This is a genomic window from Fluviicoccus keumensis (assembly GCF_004217445.1).
Taxonomy (GTDB): domain Bacteria; phylum Pseudomonadota; class Gammaproteobacteria; order Pseudomonadales; family Moraxellaceae; genus Fluviicoccus; species Fluviicoccus keumensis.
Genome location: NZ_SHKX01000015.1, coordinates 123,362 through 141,761, shown reverse-complemented (window position 1 = coordinate 141,761; position 18,400 = coordinate 123,362). Strand labels below are relative to the sequence as shown.

General features: G+C 59.3%; 14 protein-coding genes and 1 pseudogene. 9 read left to right on the top strand and 6 right to left on the bottom strand.

The features are described from left to right. Positions 1-3 precede the first annotated feature (3 nt). The 4 genes and pseudogenes from nudC to EV700_RS14800 all read right to left on the bottom strand — a co-directional run bounded on the left by nudC (position 4) and on the right by EV700_RS14800 (position 4,517). On the bottom strand, positions 4-801 hold the full coding sequence (gene nudC, locus EV700_RS14820) for an NAD(+) diphosphatase (RefSeq protein ID WP_130415197.1): 798 nt from the start codon (positions 799-801) through the stop codon (positions 4-6). After that, positions 801-2,474, bottom strand: coding sequence for a FimL-related protein (locus EV700_RS14815; protein ID WP_130415195.1), 1,674 nt, complete (start codon positions 2,472-2,474; stop codon positions 801-803). Before EV700_RS14815 ends, nudC begins: the two co-directional genes overlap by 1 nt. A gap of 84 nt (positions 2,475-2,558) precedes the next feature. Then, positions 2,559-3,721, bottom strand: a pseudogene (dnaQ, locus tag EV700_RS17330) (DNA polymerase III subunit epsilon). Between the two features lie 7 nt (positions 3,722-3,728). Continuing rightward, on the bottom strand, positions 3,729-4,517 hold the full coding sequence (locus tag EV700_RS14800; protein ID WP_130415189.1) for a class I SAM-dependent methyltransferase: 789 nt from the start codon (positions 4,515-4,517) through the stop codon (positions 3,729-3,731). A gap of 59 nt (positions 4,518-4,576) precedes the next feature. Between EV700_RS14800 and gloB the strand changes: the two genes are divergently transcribed. The 7 genes from gloB to EV700_RS14765 all read left to right on the top strand — a co-directional run bounded on the left by gloB (position 4,577) and on the right by EV700_RS14765 (position 14,085). Continuing rightward, a complete protein-coding gene (gene gloB, locus EV700_RS14795; protein ID WP_165391501.1) occupies positions 4,577-5,374 on the top strand; it encodes a hydroxyacylglutathione hydrolase in 798 nt (265 codons plus the stop codon). Between the two features lie 264 nt (positions 5,375-5,638). Beyond that, positions 5,639-7,504: a lytic transglycosylase gene (locus EV700_RS17310; protein ID WP_423201220.1), complete on the top strand. Its 1,866-nt coding sequence runs from the start codon at positions 5,639-5,641 to the stop codon at positions 7,502-7,504. Between the two features lie 130 nt (positions 7,505-7,634). After that, the gene (locus EV700_RS14785) at positions 7,635-9,452 is read left to right on the top strand and encodes an extracellular solute-binding protein (protein WP_130415183.1); all 1,818 of its coding nucleotides are present in this window, start codon (positions 7,635-7,637) and stop codon (positions 9,450-9,452) included. Between the two features lie 12 nt (positions 9,453-9,464). Continuing rightward, positions 9,465-10,556: a microcin C ABC transporter permease YejB gene (locus tag EV700_RS14780; RefSeq protein ID WP_130415313.1), complete on the top strand. Its 1,092-nt coding sequence runs from the start codon at positions 9,465-9,467 to the stop codon at positions 10,554-10,556. A 9-nt stretch (positions 10,557-10,565) separates the two neighbouring features. Further along, positions 10,566-11,579, top strand: a complete 1,014-nt coding sequence (locus EV700_RS14775; RefSeq protein WP_242610285.1) for an ABC transporter permease — start codon at positions 10,566-10,568, stop codon at positions 11,577-11,579. Beyond that, entirely contained in the window at positions 11,551-13,176 is a 1,626-nt protein-coding gene (locus EV700_RS14770) for an ABC transporter ATP-binding protein (protein WP_242610282.1), read from the top strand. Before EV700_RS14775 ends, EV700_RS14770 begins: the two co-directional genes overlap by 29 nt. Before the next feature lie 123 nt (positions 13,177-13,299). After that, positions 13,300-14,085, top strand: coding sequence for an enoyl-ACP reductase FabI (locus EV700_RS14765; RefSeq protein ID WP_130415179.1), 786 nt, complete (start codon positions 13,300-13,302; stop codon positions 14,083-14,085). Between the two features lie 63 nt (positions 14,086-14,148). Here EV700_RS14765 and EV700_RS14760 read toward each other — a convergent pair whose 3' ends face one another. Then, positions 14,149-16,041, bottom strand: coding sequence for a SurA N-terminal domain-containing protein (locus EV700_RS14760; protein ID WP_130415177.1), 1,893 nt, complete (start codon positions 16,039-16,041; stop codon positions 14,149-14,151). A 78-nt stretch (positions 16,042-16,119) separates the two neighbouring features. Further along, the gene (locus tag EV700_RS14755; protein WP_130415175.1) at positions 16,120-16,392 is read right to left on the bottom strand and encodes an HU family DNA-binding protein; all 273 of its coding nucleotides are present in this window, start codon (positions 16,390-16,392) and stop codon (positions 16,120-16,122) included. 215 nt (positions 16,393-16,607) lie between these two features. Here EV700_RS14755 and EV700_RS14750 point away from each other — a divergent pair, with 215 nt between their 5' ends. Then, positions 16,608-17,426: a lysophospholipid acyltransferase family protein gene (locus tag EV700_RS14750; protein ID WP_130415173.1), complete on the top strand. Its 819-nt coding sequence runs from the start codon at positions 16,608-16,610 to the stop codon at positions 17,424-17,426. Continuing rightward, positions 17,423-18,364 (top strand): SDR family oxidoreductase, encoded by a 942-nt coding sequence (locus EV700_RS14745; RefSeq protein WP_130415171.1) that lies wholly within the window; start codon positions 17,423-17,425, stop codon positions 18,362-18,364. The genes EV700_RS14750 and EV700_RS14745 overlap by 4 nt, the downstream gene beginning before the upstream one ends. Positions 18,365-18,400: the final 36 nt, after the last annotated feature.

Here is an 18,400-nt window from a genome sequence, read left to right as displayed (position 1 = left end):
GGCTTAGCCGTATTTGGCGGTCAGCTCGTCTACCGCCGCCATGATCAGACTGTAGGCTATGCTACCGGCTGGAGGAATCATCGGCAGGTTCCTATAGTGGAAGAATTGTGCATCCATGATCTCCTCTTCCTGAATCACAATGTCGCCGCCGGCCCATTCGGCGCGGAAGGCCAGCATCAGATTGCTTGGAAAAGGCCAGGACTGGCTGCCGAAATAGCAAAGCTTGTCCACCCGCACCCCCGACTCCTCCGCCACCTCGCGCGCCACGGCCTCCTCCAGGGTTTCACCAACTTCCACGAAACCGGCCAGCAGGCTGTACATCGGGATGTTGTAGCGCTGGGCCCGCGCCAGCAGGATGTGATCGTCGCGGGTAATTGCCACAATCACACAGGGCTGGATACGGGGATACTGGCTGTACTCGCAAACCGGGCAGACCTTGGCGCGCTCACCCTTGGGATGGGGGACGGTTGACGATCCGCAATGACTGCAGAAACGATGGTTGCGATCCCACTCCAGCACCTGCAGGGCGGTTGCCGCCAGACGAAACGCCTCTTGGGACTCATCCAGCAGCAACTCGCGCAATCCGCGCAAGCGGTAATCCGGGGACGGGGCGAAACCGGTCAGGCGTGCGGTTCGCACACGACGAGCCGCGGTCTGCTCAACCAGATGGACAGCTTCGGGGGGAAAGTCAAAAACCGGCTCCGCGAGCAGCGGACTACCGGTTTCGGCGTGAACAACAAGCTTGTTTTCATGAAAGAGGAGCCAGAGATCAAGCTCTGGCTCCAGGGTCAGCAGCGGCATCAGGCGGCCTGTCGGTTCAGAACGGGGAAGCCCAGTTCTGCCACACTCTCCTCACCGATGTCAAAGACATTGTCGCTGACCGGTTTGTTGACTTCCAGGCTTTCCAGATAGTAGTCGACACACGCGATGGCGTCGGCAAACGTCTCGATGACAGACATCGGCGCCATCTGCTTGGTATTCACCAGCCGGTCAATAAAGGCCGCACAGGAGCGCAGGATGCCGGCGCCACGCTCGGCCATCAGGAACGACAGGCCGCCGCTGGTAGACTGCAGCGTTGCCGGGACATTGGCCAGATGCAGGGTATCGCCCTGCGACTCAATGTAGGAAAGGATGGCGCGCTTGACCAGCGACATGCCAGCGCGACTCTCGGCCACGAGCATGGAGCGTGCTTCATCAAGCTGGTGGATGGAGATGCGGGCATTATTGACAACAGTCTGGCTGCCGGGTGTCATTTCCTTGTCCAGCGCCGCCACCGCATTGTCGGCCTGAAGCAGGATATCCACCAGCACGTTCAGCTCGCCTTCTGCCGGGACATCCTGCCAATGGCGAACGACGTCAGCCTGACGGCGCATGGCGCCGGCCACGTCATTCAGCGAGAGCATGATCAGCGTCTGCGAGGCCTTGGTGATTTCGTCAGCGACAGTCTCGTAGCTCTCCTCTTCCTGCTGCGAGCCGCGGGCAATGATATCGAGCACATCCTTGATATGGGCGATTTCGTCCTTCAGAACGGCTGCCACCGTCTTGATGACCGAACCGCCCGGGCCGAACATCGAGTCATGCTGCAGCCGCAATTGGCTCTGGGGAATACAGCTGGCGCCGAGCTCGAAGGCGGACTGCACTTCCAGCACATGCTCACCGGACTCGCCAAGGCCGACGATCGCCAAGGCATTGGCCAGCACCGACGTATCAACCGGCTGCGAAGAGCCGCCCGGCAAAGTCAAAAGACGCAGTTGTTGTTCAAGCTGGGCAAGCAGGCGCTTGCGACCGTCAGTCAGCTCAACCCCTCCCGACAAGGCCTCCATAACGGCCTGACCCACCCACCACAGCAGGGACTGGGCGTTGCCGGCACAGATCTGGGCCGCGCGCTCGAGCGCGCGGCCCATCAAACGATAATGAACCGGCTCGGCCTGGTCACGCAGCAGGTTGAGCAGACCGATCTGGTACATGTGACGGATACGGTGGGCCAATTGCAGCTCGCGCGACGAATCCAGATCCAGCGGCATCAACGCGGGCGGCGCCGGGAGATAAGGCACATCCAGGAAAAAGCCTTCGCCAAGCTCCGGCAGGCCCAGCGCCTTGCGGCACTCGTTGATGGAAGGCAGCAGCAATTGCGGCAGACTGACTGCCTTGATCTGCACATATTCCAGATAACGGTTCATGACCATCATGCCGTTACCCAGCGCCGAGAAATAGCGCTCCGGCGTGTTTTCCTGCAGTTCGTTGATCTGCCGCAACAGCGCAAACATCAACTCGGACAGTTCGGAAGCGCCGTGAACGTTGATGAGGCGCAAGGCCCCCCACACCTGCTCCATGGCTTCGGCACAGTCGCCAAGGGTGCCGTTGTTGGAGTTATCCTCGACAAAAGCGCTCAATGCGCCCTCGATCTGGGTCAGGGAAACGTCGATTTCGGACTTGATAAGGTTCAGCGCGCTTACATCGATTTTCGGAAGCATGGATTCCTTCCTGTATTCTTCGGGTTGGGGAAACGGCCGGGAGCCGGTGTTATTATTGGTCTTAAAATAATGGTTTTACCGGCTTCACGCCAGCCCCTCTTCGCGCCAAATGCACGTTCCGCCACAGGATTTGTCAATAATATCGAGGCGGGCGGCATGGGCTGCCGATTCTTCAGGCGATGCCGCGATCACCCGCAATCGCGGCCGGTCGGCGGGCAGGCGGCGGACGGTTTCCCGCGCCCCGTCTCCGGCCTCGCTGTCATCCTGCAGGCTGAGTCCGACCTGCCCGCCCGTCATGGCCAGATAAACATCCGCCAGGATCTCGGCGTCAAGCAGCGCGCCGTGATAGGTCCGCTGGCGGTGGTCGACAAAGTAGCGCTTCGCCAGCGCATCCAGGCTGTTTTTCTGCCCGGGATGCTTCTGCCGCGCCAGCGTCAGCGTATCCAGCACGTCACAGAAACTGCGGATGGTGCTGAAGCCGGGCGACAGCCGGCGCATTTCATGATCCAGAAAGCCAACGTCGAAGGCGGCGTTATGAATGATCAGTTCGGATCCCCGGACGAAAGCTTCAAACTCGGCAGCCACCTCTTCAAACTTCGGCTTGTCCTGAAGAAACTCATCCGTAATGCCGTGAACCGCCACTGCTTCCGGATCCACCGGGCGATCCGGCTTCAAGTAATAATGAAAGGAACGGCCGGTCAAACGACGGTTTTCAAGCTCCAGGCAGCCGATTTCAATGATGCGGTGCCCCTCCAGCGGGTTCATGCCGGTGGTTTCGGTATCCAGTACAATCTGTCTCATGAGGCGATTTCCAACATTTCATCAATGGCCTGATTGGCCAGGCGATCCGCTTCCTCATTACCTTCGTGGCCGGCATGGCCCTTGACCCACTGCCAGTCGACACGATGGCGCAAGGCCTCCCGCTCCAGTTCCTGCCAGAGATCGGCGTTTTTTACCGGCTCGCGGGCCGCGGTCTTCCAGCCCTTGGCTTTCCAGCCGGACAACCACTCGGTCATCCCTTTCTTCACATATTGGGAGTCGGTCCAGACGGTGACGTCGCAGGGCTCACGCAATGCCCTCAATGCCTCGATAGTGGCCTTCAGCTCCATGCGGTTGTTGGTCGTCAGTTTTTCGGAACCATACAGCCTTTTTTCGCGGTCGCCGTATCGCAGCAGGGCGCCCCAGCCGCCGGGCCCGGGGTTTCCCCGGCAGGCTCCGTCGCTGTAGATTTCGATTTTCTTCATGATGGAAACGTCATTCATCCTGTTGTTTGAGCGAATCGGAACTGCGCGTCTCCGCCACCAGGGCCGGTCGCAGCATTTGCAGTAGCGGTTGTCGCAGGCGCATCGGTGTCATGCAGGAAACCCGCTTGCGCGCCAGCACCACATAACCCGCGCCGCCCTGGCTCCAGTAGCGCGATCCCAGCGCTTCCAGCCAGTCAAGCCGTCGACGCATCCAGGCGTTATCCACCGGCGGCAGGAAACAGGCCGACTCCACGCCAACCACCTCGAAATCCAGTAGGGACAGCCAGTCCGTCAAGCGTTGCGGACTGAACACCCGACGCAACCAAGGCGTTGACGACCACGGCAACCGGAAAAGACGCCATAGTCCCCACAGGCTCCACGGATTGAAGCCCACAATAACCAGATGCCCCTCCGGCAACAGCACCCGGCACGCCTCGCGCAGAACCGCGTGCGGGTTGGCGCAGACATCCAGCAGATGGTGCATCACCACTACATCGACGCTGTCAGCCGCCAGGGGGAGATATTCCGGACGGGCGCGGAAAACCGACAGTCCTTCAACCGGCTGTGGCGAGACATCTGCCACCAGACGATGACGGATACGGCTGGATTGCAGCAGGTTGACCGGCGCGACCTGACCCATTTGCAGGGCATGGTAGCCAAACAGGTCCGGCAGCACATGCCCGAGCAAGCGGGTTTCCGCCGACAGCAATTCCCCCCCCAATTCGGTGCCGAACCAGGCCGCCAGGGAGCCGGACAGATCCAACCGCGAGGCCGGCTGCCAAAGATGGGGTAATTCCATGTCAAAAAACCCGCCTGATTGCACTAAGATGCATTATGGATGCAGAGAGGTCGCCTGTCATGTCCGAGACGTATACGCTATTGCCGGTTCCCATGTTTCACGACAACTATCTGTGGTTGTGGGCTTCGTCATCCGGTGAAGCACTGGCCGTTGATGTCGGCGATTACGCGCTGTTGGCCAAGGTATTGCAAGACCGCGGCTGGCGGCTGGCGACAGTATTCGTCACCCACCATCATCATGATCATACCGGAGGCCTGCCCGAAATCGCGCACCGGCACCCCGGGATTCCAATCTACGGACCAACCGCCATTGCGGGGATAAACCGGCCGGTTAGCGGCGGAGAAACCCTGGCTTTACCCGGGCTGGGAGACTGGACGATATTGGCGACCCCCGGCCATACCCACGACCACGTGAGTTTCTATCATCCGGAGGAAGCCGTCCTCTTTTGCGGGGACACCTTGTTCAGCGGCGGTTGCGGCAGGATATTCGACGGTGACAGCGAATCCTTCTTCCAATCGCTGCAAACAATATGCGGACTACCCGACCGGACGCGGGTTTGCTGCGCCCATGAATATACCGTCGCCAATCTGGATTTTGCCCTGGCGGTAGACCCCGGTAATAAACTCCTGCATGAATATCGCACAGCGGCGGAAACCCTCAGGATGGCCGGCATTCCCACGCTTCCGGCCATGCTCGGTCTCGAAAAAGCCATCAATCCGTTCCTGCGGACAACCCGCCCCGACCTCCGGGAAATCCTGGCGGAGACCATCCCCGGACTCGGTTTAAATCCTTCTGCATCAGAGACTTTCGCCCGGCTTCGTCGCTTCAAGGACAGCTGGCGGCCTCCAGAGGCTTGAAAAAACGGTATTTTGCCGCACTTCGTTACAGTTAAGCGGGATTATTGGCGGCCATTGGCTTGCCAGTATTCCGCCTGCCTCCCTAAAATCTGGCAGCTTTTCGTATATACGGAGTAATATGGCATGCATTTTCGGCTTCACCTCAGCAAATACGTTCAACAAGTTCTGGTATTTGCCTTCGCAAGCCTGATTCTGTCTGCCTGCTCCACACAGCCTCATAAAGCCGTCGCCGGTATTTTCTCCTCCCCCGTACAAACGTCTCCCGTGGTTGCCACCGTCGTATCCGCCCAAAGCGGCGACGGCCTCAGCAATGCCCCCGCCGGTTACTACGATACCGACGGCAGTGAGTTCACCCAGGACGACATTGATGAATTGCTCGGCGTGACTGAGATGGAGCCTGTCTCCCTCAGCCCCGAAGAACTGGCGAAATTCGGCGACCTCTGGGCTCGTGTGCGTGCAGGCTTCAAGATGGACCTCACCCAGAACAACGAGCGCATTGCGATGCAGCGCAACTGGTTCGCCAAGCGTCAGGACTATATTGATCGCATGACGGCGCGGGCCAGCCACTATCTCTATCACACGGTCACCGAGGCGGAAAAGCGCGGCCTGCCCACCGAGCTGGCGTTGCTGCCGGTCGTGGAAAGCTCCTATGATCCGTTCGCCTTCTCCCCCGCCCAGGCAGCCGGCATGTGGCAGTTCATTCCCGGCACCGGCAAGATTTACGGTCTGAAGCAGAATTACTGGTATGACGGTCGCCGCGATGTCATGCAGTCCACACGCGCCGCCTATGAATTCCTCAGCACGCTTTACAAGAAGTTCGGCTCATGGGAACTGGCGCTGGCCGCCTATAACGCCGGCCCGGGCACGGTGGAGCGCGCCATCAACAAGAACGCCGCCGCCGGACTGCCGACCGACTACTGGTCGCTGGACCTCCCGGCCGAAACCGAGGCTTACGTCCCGCGTTTCCTGGCCGTCGCCCAGATCGTCAAGTCGCCCGCCAACTACAACATTGCGTTCAAGCCGATCGTCAACCAGCCGATTTTCCGGACGGTCAAGGCTCGCAGCCAGGTAGAACTGGACGCCGTGGCCCGCATCGCCGGCCTGACGCTGAAGCAACTGTATCAATTGAACCCCGGCTTCCTGCGCTGGGCGACCGACCCGCAGGAATCGCACAATATCCTGGTGCCGACAACCGCTCCAGGCGACTTTGACAATCGTCTGGCCGCCCTTCCGCCGGCCGAGCGCACCGTGGTTCAGCGCTACAAGACCCGCAAGGGTGATACGCTGGCCAAGCTGGCCTCCCGCTTTGATACCTCCGCCAAGACCCTGGCGGCAATCAATGGCCTTTCCACCAAGAAAAAGAAGCTGCCCGCCGGGCGCTGGCTGGTGGTGGCCCATATCAAGGTGAAGGGCCATTATTATGATCGTCCTGAAAACGCCGTCACCACCCGTGTGGCGCAGTTGATGGAGGAAAGCGAGGACCAGGTGGTTTCGGAAGTTGACGAGACTCCGGCCTCCGATGCCCCCGCCGCCAAAACCAAAGCCTCGGACAAGATCGCCGATGCCGGCGACACTCAGGATTCCGGTAAGGACCGCGGTGGAAAAGCCGCCAAGGCTGACAAGACCGACGCCAAGAAAGCCTTGGTCTCCAAGGACAAGCCGGCTGACAGCAAGCGCGAATTCCACAAGGTTCGTCCCGGCGAGACCCTGTACGCCATTTCCCGCAAGTATGACATCAGCCCGAAGGACCTGGCCCGCTGGAACGGCATGAAAGCCAACGAGAGCCTGCGTCCAGGCAAGCGTCTGGTAATCAATATCGAAAGTGACGATGCCGAACCGGAGACCAAGCCCAAGGCGCGCGGCAAAAAGGATGGCAAGGACAACCGCGATGAACGGGTTGCCGAAAGCAAGCCTGGCAAGAAGGACAAGAAGTCCGAACGCACCGCCAAGCGCGACAAGTCTGAGAAGGACAGCATCAAGCAGGTTCGCTACGAAGTTCGCCGCGGCGACACCCTGTACTCCATCAGCAAGCGGTACAAGGTCTCGGTCAGCCAGATCCAGACTTGGAACAAGGGCTCCCGCAACATCAAGCCCGGCCAGGATCTGGTGCTCTACCTCGCCAAGGGCTGATTGCCTGAAGCACACAAAACCGCCGCATTTGCGGCGGTTTTTTTTGTTAAGCTGCTGCCTTACAATTCCGGCCTCAATGCCCTGTTTTCATTATTAAAAAGCTGTCTGCGGTTTTCGAGAGATCCTGCCCATGAACAAGCTGTTGTTCGCCACCCTGATGTCCCTGACGGTCACGATGGGCCATGCCGCCATCATCTCCAGCAACGCCATCGCCCTGCATGGCAAACCCACCCAGCCCGATAACTTCAAGGCCTTCCCCTATGCCAGGCCGGATGCGCCCAAGGGCGGCGAATTGCGGCTGCGCGCACTGGGGACGTTTGACAGCACCAACCCCTTCATCAACAAGGGAAATCCGGTGGAGGGGACCGACTATCTTTATGATTCCCTCACGGTTGCCGCACTGGATGAGCCGTTTGCCCGTTACGGTCTGTTGGCCGACCGCATTGATCGCGATCCCGAGGATCCCAGCTGGATCACCTATCACCTGAACCCTGCGGCCCGTTTCAGCGACGGCTCACCGGTAACCGCTGACGATGTCGTGTTCACCTTCGACCTGATCCGTAAGGAAGGTGCCCCCAACCTGCGCAACTATTACAATGAAATCAGCAAGGTCGAAGCGCTGGACAAGCAAACCGTCAAGTTCAGTTTCAAGAACAAGAACAATCGTGAGCTGTCACTGATTGTCGGCGAGATGTCGATCCTGCCCAAGCAGTTCTGGAGCAAGCGAACCTTCAACAGCACCAACCTGGACATTCCTATAGGCAGCGGCCCCTACCTGCTGACCAAACTGGATCCGGGAAAATCCGCCACCTATACCCGCAACCCGAAATATTGGGCGGCCAACTTGCCGGTCAATCGCGGCAAATTCAATTTCGACACCATCAAGTTTGTCTACTATCAGGACATGACGGTGGCTTTTGAAGGATTCAAGGCCGGGCAATACGACTTCCTGACTGAATTCAAAGCCAAGACCTGGGCGACCGAATACACGTTCCCGGCGGTCAAACAGGGGCTGGTGAAAAAGGTCGAACAACCCAATTTCAACCCGGCCGGGATGCAGGGTTTTGTGTATAACCTTCGGCGCCCGTTGTTTCAGGATCGTCGCGTGCGCCAGGCGCTGTCGTACGCATTCGACTTTGAATGGAGTAACCGCAACCTCTTTTTCAGCGCCTACAGCCGGTCGCAAAGTTACTTCGACAACTCTGAACTGGCCGCCACCGGGCTGCCTTCGCCCGCCGAACTGGCCTTGCTGAATCCGTTGAAAGCCCAAGTGCCGCCGGAGGTCTTCACCACACCGTTCCAGGCCCCGAAAACCGACGGCTCGGGCAATGTGCGCGCCAACCTGATGGCTGCCCAGCAACTGTTGCAAAGCGCGGGCTGGACCATCAAGAATGGCAAGCTGGTGAATGCGAAGAATGAACCCTTCAAGTTTGAAATCCTGCTGGTGCAGCCGGAATTCGTCCGCATCGTCGAGCCGTTCACCCGTAATCTTGCCCGCCTTGGCATCGAAGTCAGCATCCGCCCGGTGGATTCATCACAATACATCAACCGTGAGCGCAACTTTGACTTCGACATGGTGGTGGAAGGCTTTGCCCAATCCCTGTCGCCCGGAAATGAACAACGTGGTTTCTGGGGTTCCCAAGCCGCGGACACACCGGGCAGCCATAATCTCGCCGGCCTGAAAAGTCCGGCCGTGGATGTGCTGGTGGACAAGATTGTCGGCGCGCGCAGCCGGGAAGATCTGGTGACGGCGACCCGGGCGCTGGACCGCGTGCTGCTGTGGAACCACCTGGTCATCCCGCAATACCATAACCGCAGCTACCGCCTCGCCTACTGGGACTTCCTGGAACAACCGGCCATCAAGCCGAAATACTCCCCCGGCATTGACTTCTGGTGGGCCAACGCGGCCAAGCAGGCGCGCATCCGCGCCGCCCAAGGCAAGCGATAACGGAGAGGCATGATGCTGGCATACCTGCTGCGACGCCTGCTGCTGGTGATCCCCACCCTGCTGGGCATCCTGCTGATCAATTTCGTGATCGTGCAGGCGGCTCCCGGCGGGCCGGTCGAACAGGCCATCGCCAAGGCCAAGGGACTGGACACACGGGGGAATCCGGTCAGCGGCGGCGCAGCCGGCGACATGACCTCCGGCGGCAACAGCCAGGGCAAGGAAAGCCCCTATCGCGGCGCACAGGGTCTGGATCCCGAACTGATCAAGGATCTGGAGCGCCAGTACGGATTCGACAAGCCGCCCGCCGAGCGCTTCTGGCTGATGCTCAGCAGCTATGCGCGCTTCGATTTCGGGCAGAGTTTCTTCCGCGACAAAAGCGTGATCGGCCTGATTGTCGAGAAGATGCCGGTTTCCATCTCACTGGGTCTCTGGAGCACCCTGCTGGTTTATCTGGTTTCCATTCCGATGGGTATCCGCAAGGCGATCCATCACGGCAGCCGTTTTGATATCGCCACCAGCACCCTGATCATCGTCGGCTACGCCATTCCGGGGTTCCTCTTCGCTATCCTGCTGATCGTGCTGTTCGCAGGCGGCAGCTACTGGCAATGGTTCCCGATGCAGGGCCTGGTTTCCGACAATTTCCAGACCCTCAGCCCGATCGGCAAGGCTCTGGATTATGCGCATCATCTGGTGCTGCCAACGTTATGCATGACCATTGGCGGTTTCGCCACGCTGACCATCCTGACCAAGAACGCCTTTCTCGACGAAATCCACAAGCAGTATGTCGTCACGGCCCGCGCCAAGGGGCTGAACGACACCCAGGTGCTCTATGGCCATGTCTTCCGTAACGCCATGCTCATCATCATTGCCGGTTTCCCGTCGGCGCTATTGTCGATCTTTTTTACCGGCTCCTTTCTCATTGAGGTCATTTTCAATCTGGATGGCCTTGGGCTGCTCAGCTTCCAGTCGGCGATCAACCGCGACTATCCCGTGATCTTCGGCACGCTGTTCATTTTCACCCTGCTCGGCCTGATCCTGCGCATCATCAGCGATCTGATCTATACGTGGATCGATCCGCGCATTGACTTCGAGAGCCGGGGATAAATCATGGGATTGTCACCCGTCAACCAGCGTCGCTGGCAGAAATTCAAGAACAACCGTCGCGGCTATGTCTCGCTGTGGATTTTCATGATCCTGTTTGCCCTCAGCCTGTTTGCCGAACTGCTGGCCAACGACAGACCGTTGCTGGTTTCCTTCCAGCAGAAACTCTATGTTCCGGTGCTGAAGGATTACCCGGAAACCGTCTTTGGCGGAACCCTGGCCAGCAACACGGACTACCGCGACCCCTATGTGGCGGAGCTGATCCAGGCCAAGGGCTGGATACTGTGGCCGCCAATCCGCTACAGCTACAGCACCATCAATTACAACCTCAGTGTTCCGGCCCCGGCCCCGCCTTCCAACGAAAACCTGTTCGGCACCGATGATCAGGGGCGTGATGTGCTGGCCCGTATCATCTACGGCTTCCGCATCTCGGTCCTTTTCGCCCTGACGCTGACCCTCGGCAGTTCGGTCATCGGCATTGCCGCAGGAGCGCTGCAAGGATATTACGGCGGCTGGGTGGATCTGGTCGGACAGCGGGTGATCGAGATCTGGTCCGGACTGCCGATGCTGTTCATGCTAATCATTCTGGCCAGCCTGGTGCAGCCGGGGTTCTGGTGGCTGTTGGGACTGATGCTGCTGTTCTCCTGGCATGAACTGACCGGGCTGGTGCGCGCGGAGTTCCTGCGCGGCCGTAATCTGGAATATGTCAGGGCGGCGCGGGCGCTGGGTCTCAGCGACCGCAAGATCATGTTCCGGCATATCCTGCCTAACGCCATGGTATCGACGTTGTCCTATCTGCCGTTCATTTTCACCGGCGCCATCAGCCTGCTGACCTCACTGGATTTTCTCGGCTTCGGCCTGCCGGTCGGATCACCCTCGCTGGGAGAGCTGGTCGCGCAGGGCAAGAACAACCTGACCGCCCCTTGGCTGGGCCTGTCCGCGTTCCTGACGCTGGGTATCCTGCTGACACTGCTCGTCTTTATCGGAGAAGCCGCCCGTGACGCTTTCGACCCCCGCAAGCAATAAGACCGGCGAGCTGTTGGCGATCGACCGTCTGACGGTCCGCTTTGCACAGCATGGCCAGGAAAGCACGCCGGTGCAGGCGGTCAGCCTTTCCATCCAGCGCGGGGAAATGCTGGCCATTGTCGGTGAAAGCGGATCGGGCAAATCCCTGACTGCGCTGTCCATCCTGAAGCTGTTGCCGGATAACGCCCGCTGCGACGGCTCGATTCGACTGGAAGGCGAAGAACTACTGGCCGCTCCCGAATCCCGCCTGCAACAAGTGCGCGGCGAACGTGTCAGCATGATCTTCCAGGAGCCGATGACCTCGCTGAACCCGTTGCACACCATCGGCCGTCAGATTGACGAAATCATGATGCAACACCACCCGGATACCGCGACCGCCATCCGGGCCCGTACCATCACGCTGCTTGAGGAAGTCGGTATTCCCGATCCCACCGGACGGGTCAACAGTTACCCGCATGAGCTCTCCGGCGGCCAGCGACAGCGCGTCATGATCGCCATGGCCCTGGCAAACCGCCCCGCCCTGCTGATCGCCGACGAACCGACGACTGCCCTTGATGTCACCTTGCAGGAACAGATCCTGAGCCTTCTCAGGCAGCTTCAACAGAAGTTGGGGCTTTCAGTGCTGCTGATTTCACACGATCTGGGGCTGGTGCGCCGCTTTGCGGATAAAGTCGGCGTCATGCAGCAAGGCCGACTGGTGGAAATGAATGCCACCGATACCCTGTTTGCCGATCCGCAACATCCCTATACCCGTATGCTGCTGGCCGCCGAACCAGAAGGGCAGCCCGCACCGGTTCCGGCCGACGCCGCTACGATCCTGACCGTAGACAAGCTGCGCATCTGGTTCCCGATCCGCAAGGGTTTTCTGAAGCGCACGGTCGGTCATATCAAGGCGGTGACGGACCTCTCCCTGCAACTGCGGCAAGGGGAAACCCTGGGTGTGGTTGGCGAGAGCGGTTCGGGCAAGTCGACGCTCGCCTTCGCCGTGACCCGCCTGACGGAAATCAGCGACGGACGTATCGTATTCCTGGGGCGGGAGATTCACCATCTGGCGCAATCCGTCTTACGGCCGATGCGCAAAGACCTGCAGATCGTTTTCCAGGATCCTTATGGCAGCCTTAGTCCGCGTCTCAGTGTCGGGCAGATCGTCGCCGAAGGCCTGGAGCTTTCCACGCTGACGGCCGAAGCCCGGGAAGCGCGGGTCATCGAAGCGCTGACGGCCGTCGAAATGGATCCCGACACCCGGCACCGCTACCCGCACGAGTTCTCCGGCGGCCAACGGCAACGGATTGCCATCGCCCGGGCGCTGGTGCTGAAGCCGAAAGTCCTGATTCTGGATGAACCCACCTCCGCTCTGGACCGTACCGTACAAAAACAGATTGTGTTGCTGCTGCGCCGATTGCAGGCTGAACTGGGCTTCTCCTGCCTGTTCATCAGCCACGACCTGAAGGTGGTGCGGGCGGTCAGTCACCGAGTGCTGGTGATGCGCTTCGGCGAAATGGTCGAAACCGGTGATACGGAAACGGTTTTCAGCAACCCGGTATCCGACTATACCCGGCAGTTGATGGCCGCCGCCTTTGCCGGCGATCACCCCTGAACCGGAATATCTTCGACTGGAGAACCTGCGAAGATTTGTGGCACACTCCGGGGCGGTTATCGGCCGCCCGTCATGCGACCGCCTCCGCTAGCCTTGACCACATACGTTAAACAGGAGCACAACATGGGTTTTATGTCCGGTAAAAGGGTTCTGATCGTCGGCGTCGCCAGCAAACTTTCCATTGCCTACGGCATCGCCGCCGCCATGCACCGCGAAGGCGCGGAACTTGCCTTCACCTACCAGAACGAAAAGCTCAAGTCCCGCGTGGAAGAGTTCGCCGCCACTTTCGGCTCCAGCCTGGTTTTCCCCTGCGATGTCAGCAATGACGCGGAGGTAGCCGCTGTTTTTGCCGGACTCTCCGCTCACTGGGAGGGACTGGACGGTCTGATTCACTCGGTCGCCTTTGCTCCTGGGGACCAACTGGAAGGTGACTTTGTCGATGTCACGACTCGTGAAGGCTTCCGTATCGCCCATGATATCAGCAGCTACAGCCTGCTGGCGTTGGCCAAGGCCGCCAAGCCCATGCTGGAAAAGAACCGCGGCGTCATCCTGACACTGACCTATCAGGGTTCGGAACGGGTGCTTCCCAACTATAACGTCATGGGTTTGGCCAAGGCCTCACTGGAAGCCAACGTTCGCTATCTTGCGTCCAGCCTCGGCCCCCTGGGTATCCGCGTCAATGGCATTTCCGCCGGGCCGATTCGCACCCTCGCGGCCAGCGGCATCAAAAACTTCCGCAAGATGCTGGCCTACAACGAGTCCGCGACCCCGTTGCGCCGCAACGTCACGATTGAAGAAGTCGGAAACGCCGCCGCTTTCCTCTGCTCTGACCTGGCCTCCGGCATCAGCGCCGAGATTCTCTATGTCGATGGCGGTTTCAACACCACCGCCATGCCCCCGCTGGAATAACCGGTCGCTGTAAAAACAAAGCCCGCCAATTGGCGGGCTTTGTTTTTACGATAGATCAGGACATCAGTTTTTCTCAGGCTTGATGATCTCGATCTTGGCCTTGCTGCGCAAGTACTCAACGTAATCCATCAGTTCCTGCTGGCCGCGCATGGTTCCCTGGGCTTGCGCAAGTTGCTGACGCTGTTCAGGCGCCAAGGGGGTAAGGTCTTCCGTCACGGCGCTAATGGCGATGACGGCGAAATCCTTGCCCAAGGGCTTGGCATCGGCCGACCAACTGCCAGCCTTGGGGGCTGGCAAGCGGAACGCGACTTTCTGGATATCCGCCGAGGGTGTTTGCGCCGAGCGGGTCACCGCCGCGAAATCGACCCATTGCAGTTGTTCAGCCGCTGCGATTTCGGCAGGGCTCTTGCCAGCCGCAAGGGCCTTGGCCGCATTCTCGGCATGCGTGCGCGCCATCGCCGAAGCCTTCTCCAACTGCAGCCGCAGCCGGATCATCCCGGTCACATCCGCCAGCGGCTTCAGGGCCGCCTTGTCATGACTCTTCACCCGCAGCCAAACCACGCGCTTGTCTTCCAGGCGCAGACCGGCAGAGTTCTTCCCGTCCTTGAGCAGATCATCGCTGAAGGCGGTTTGAACGAATTTGCGGTTGGCGGCAACACCATCTCCGCCCTTGAGCGTGAACGGAGTGGTGACTTCAACCGGCAGCTGATAGGCCTTCGCGATGTCCTTCAAGTCTGATGACTCGTAGGCAGTGGCGTCCAGCTTCTCGATCGCTTCATTGAAAGCGTCTTCGGCCTTGATCTGGCGCACCTCGGTTTCCAGTTCGGCGCGCATGTCCGCCAGCGTCGGTACGGCCGCTTTCTGAACATCCAGCAGCTTGATCAGGTGATAGCCAAACTGGGTCTTGACCGGAGCGGAGACTTCGCCGGTTTTCAGGGCAAACAGCGCCTTTTCAAACTCGGGAACGAACATGCCATGACCTGCCATCCCCAAATCCCCATTGTTAGCCGCGGAGCCCGGATCCTGGGACAGTTCCTTTGCCAGCTTCCCGAAATCTTCACCGGCCTTGACGCGCTTTTCGATCGCCTGGATTTTCGCCCGAGCATCCGCGTCCTTGGTCTTGTCATCCACCTTGATCAGGATGTGGCTGGCATGACGCTGCTCATTAGATTCCAGGGCCTTCAGCTTTTCCGCATAGCGTTGGTCAAGATCATCCTGTGTAATGGTTACCGTTGACTGGAAGCGCTCGGGTGACAAGGCAACATATTCGGCGGTCACCTTTTCTTCAGAGGTATAGCGATCCGGGTGTTGCTTGTATTCCGCCGCCACCTCGGCATCCGTCGCCTGCACCATTCCGACAAAGTGCATGGCGGGAATGGTCAGGACGTGAATATCACGCTTCTGGTTATTCAGGCGGGTCACCAGGTTCATTTCATTCAGGGACGTGAAACCGGTCGCGATAATGCCGGACATCAACTGGCGCTGGGCGATACGTTCCTTGGCCTGAACGGGAAAGGTTGCCGGGTCTTCGCCAACGCTGCGGAGAACCTGGGCAAAACGGCTTGGGGAAAACTTGCCGTTCTCCTGAAAGGCAGGCTCCTCACTGATCATGCGGCTGATCATGGCGTCGGAAACCAGAAATCCCGACTTGGCAGCGTCCTGCCGCAGCAGTTCCTCATCGACCAGGTTGCGCAGGATTTCGGAACGCAGGACCGCCATATCAATGCGGGAGGCATCAGCGCCAGGCCCCATTCCGGACAGGATTTCCTGCTTCTGCTTTTCCAGGGCCTTGTCCAGCTTGGTCATGGGAATGTCGGTGCCGTTGACAGTGGCGGCCGGAGCGGCGTGTCCACGGACAAAATAGGACTCGATACCCACCAAGGCGAATGGTACGAGCAGCAGGACCAGCAAGGCTTTGCCCAGCCAGCCCCGGATAAGGTCACGAAAAGCTTCCATGTATCTCCACCACAGGTTGATGTTGCAACAAAAACGCGCCCATGAGGGGCGCGCTTTTCAGTACGGCGAAACAGCCGTTCAGGCGATGGCGTCTTTCAGGCCCTTGCCGGCCTTGAAGTCAGGCACCTTGCGGGCGGCAATTTCAATCTTTTCGTTGGTCTTGGGGTTACGGCCGGTACGCGCTGCGCGCTCCTTGACGCCGAAAGTGCCAAAACCAACCAAAGTCACCGAATCACCGGCCTTCAGGGCATCAGTAATTGCTGCAGTAACCGCATCCAGTGCCCGGCCAGCATCCGCCTTTGTCAGGTTGGCAGAGGCTGCGATGGCATCAATCAATTCGGACTTGTTCATTTCTTCCCCTTGTTCTTGCTTTGATGATGTTGCAGAAAGGTCCGCGGCAAACAGGCACCGCAACAGGTTGCCATTTATAGCAATGGCCCCGTGTCAGGGTCAAGTTAAAGACAGTAGCCATTCGTCAATACGTGACGAAAATTCCGTATTCTCTCCCCTTAACACCCTCAGGGCCTTATTGCTACGATAACCTCCGACACATTGAGGGAATAACCATGTTGCTCAGAACCCTGGAGAAGCGGCTGATGCCGCCCGATCTCAGAGATGCTTTCGAGAAAGCGAGAAAGCCGCTGGGCAGTCTGGAATACGACCGCTGGGGCTATCATCTGCCTACCAGTCATGTCGCCGCCGCCCTGACCCGCCCCTTCTACGAACGCTATTTCCGGGTGGAGTCCTTTGGCCTGGAGAACATTCCCTCCCGGGGCCGGGTGTTGATCGTGCCAAACCATTCCGGTTATGTGCCGCTCGACGGCTCACTGATCGGCTACAGCATGCTGACCAATCCGCTCGGCCCCCGCGTGCCGCGCGCGATGGTCGAGCGCTTTTTCCCCGATATTCCCTACCTTGGCAACTTCCTCAACGCCATCGGCGCCGTCGTGGGCGAACCCCATAATTGCCTGGACATGCTGAAGCAGGAAGAAGCCGTCATTATTTTTCCGGAAGGCGTCCGCGGCACCGCCAAGGGCTTCGGCAAACGCTACCAGCTCCAGCGTTTCGGCTGCGGCTTCATGCAGATCGCCATTGAAACCAATACTCCGATCATCCCGGTCGGGGTTGTCGGTTGTGAAGAGGCCCTGCCGATGCTGGGGAACCTGAAAGGACTGGCCAAGCGGCTGGGCCTGCCCTATGTTGCGGTCGCCCCGCCCTTCCCGCTCCCGGTGAAGGTTACGCTGCACTACGGCGAGCCGCTCTATTTTTCCGGGCCGATCCAGTGCGAGGACGATCTGGAAATCAAGGTGGAAACTGTCCGCAACAAGATCCGGCAACTGATTCAGCAAGGCCTCGACCAACGGGGACAAGGACCAACAACATGAAAGATCCCCGCAAAAAGACCGTCCTGATTACCGGCGCCGCCGGGGCCTTGGCGCAGCAGGTCATCAACCGCCTGCACGGTCATTACAACCTGGTCGTCTGCGATGCCCGGCGAGAAGTGAGCATGCCGGAAGACATTCCCAGTTATCAGGTGGACTTCAACAAACGCCGCTTCGAGGACCTGTTCCGCGAACATCACTTCGACAGCATTATCCATCTGGGCCGCATCGGCACCAATGAATACAGCCGGGAGGGCCGCTACGCCGCCAACGTACTGGGGAGCCAGCGCCTGCTGGATCTGGCCCGCAAATACCAAGTGGGCCAGACGCTGATCCTGTCCACCTACTTCGTCTACGGCGCACATCCGCTGAATCCGGCCTACCTGACCGAAGCCGCGCCGCTGAAGGCCGCCGGGATCACCATGGATCTGGTGGACTCGGTGGAACTGGAAAACCTGGCCACCATCTATTTATGGAAATACCCGGAACTCAATATTACGATTCTGCGCCCCTGCAACATTGTCGGGCCAGGCGTGAACAACACCCTCAGCCAGTTGCTGATGCAGGATCGCGTGCCGGTGCTGATGGGCTTTTCGCCAATGATGCAGTTCATCCATCTGGAAGACATGGCGGAAGCAATTGCGGCCGCCTTTGAGGGGAACCAGCCCGGCATCTACAACGTGGCGCCGGATGACTGCGTCCCGTATGCGAAAGCGGTCGCCTTGTGCGGCTGCAAGACGCTGCCGGTGCCGTCGACTCCCGCGAGCATGCCGGCGCTGATGTCGCGCCTGCTGGGCCGTCAGCTGTTCCCGCCGCACCTGCTGAACTATTTCAAATACGCCGCCACCATTGATGGCAGTCTTTTTGCGACGACTTTCCGTTTCAAGCCGCGTTATTCCCTGCGCGACATTTTCACCCACTACCGCCACTTGAAAAGCTGAATGCAAAAAGCCCCGTCCACCCATGGCGGCCGGGGC

Coding starts and splice junctions, on each gene's coding strand:
- nudC (WP_130415197.1), bottom strand. CDS start 801: ATGCCGCTGCTGACCCTGGAGCCAGAGCTTGATCTCTGGCTCCTCTTT.
- EV700_RS14815 (WP_130415195.1), bottom strand. CDS start 2,474: ATGCTTCCGAAAATCGATGTAAGCGCGCTGAACCTTATCAAGTCCGAA.
- EV700_RS14800 (WP_130415189.1), bottom strand. CDS start 4,517: ATGGAATTACCCCATCTTTGGCAGCCGGCCTCGCGGTTGGATCTGTCC.
- gloB (WP_165391501.1), top strand. CDS start 4,577: ATGTCCGAGACGTATACGCTATTGCCGGTTCCCATGTTTCACGACAAC.
- EV700_RS14785 (WP_130415183.1), top strand. CDS start 7,635: ATGAACAAGCTGTTGTTCGCCACCCTGATGTCCCTGACGGTCACGATG.
- EV700_RS14780 (WP_130415313.1), top strand. CDS start 9,465: ATGCTGGCATACCTGCTGCGACGCCTGCTGCTGGTGATCCCCACCCTG.
- EV700_RS14765 (WP_130415179.1), top strand. CDS start 13,300: ATGGGTTTTATGTCCGGTAAAAGGGTTCTGATCGTCGGCGTCGCCAGC.
- EV700_RS14760 (WP_130415177.1), bottom strand. CDS start 16,041: ATGGAAGCTTTTCGTGACCTTATCCGGGGCTGGCTGGGCAAAGCCTTG.
- EV700_RS14755 (WP_130415175.1), bottom strand. CDS start 16,392: ATGAACAAGTCCGAATTGATTGATGCCATCGCAGCCTCTGCCAACCTG.
- EV700_RS14750 (WP_130415173.1), top strand. CDS start 16,608: ATGTTGCTCAGAACCCTGGAGAAGCGGCTGATGCCGCCCGATCTCAGA.
- EV700_RS14745 (WP_130415171.1), top strand. CDS start 17,423: ATGAAAGATCCCCGCAAAAAGACCGTCCTGATTACCGGCGCCGCCGGG.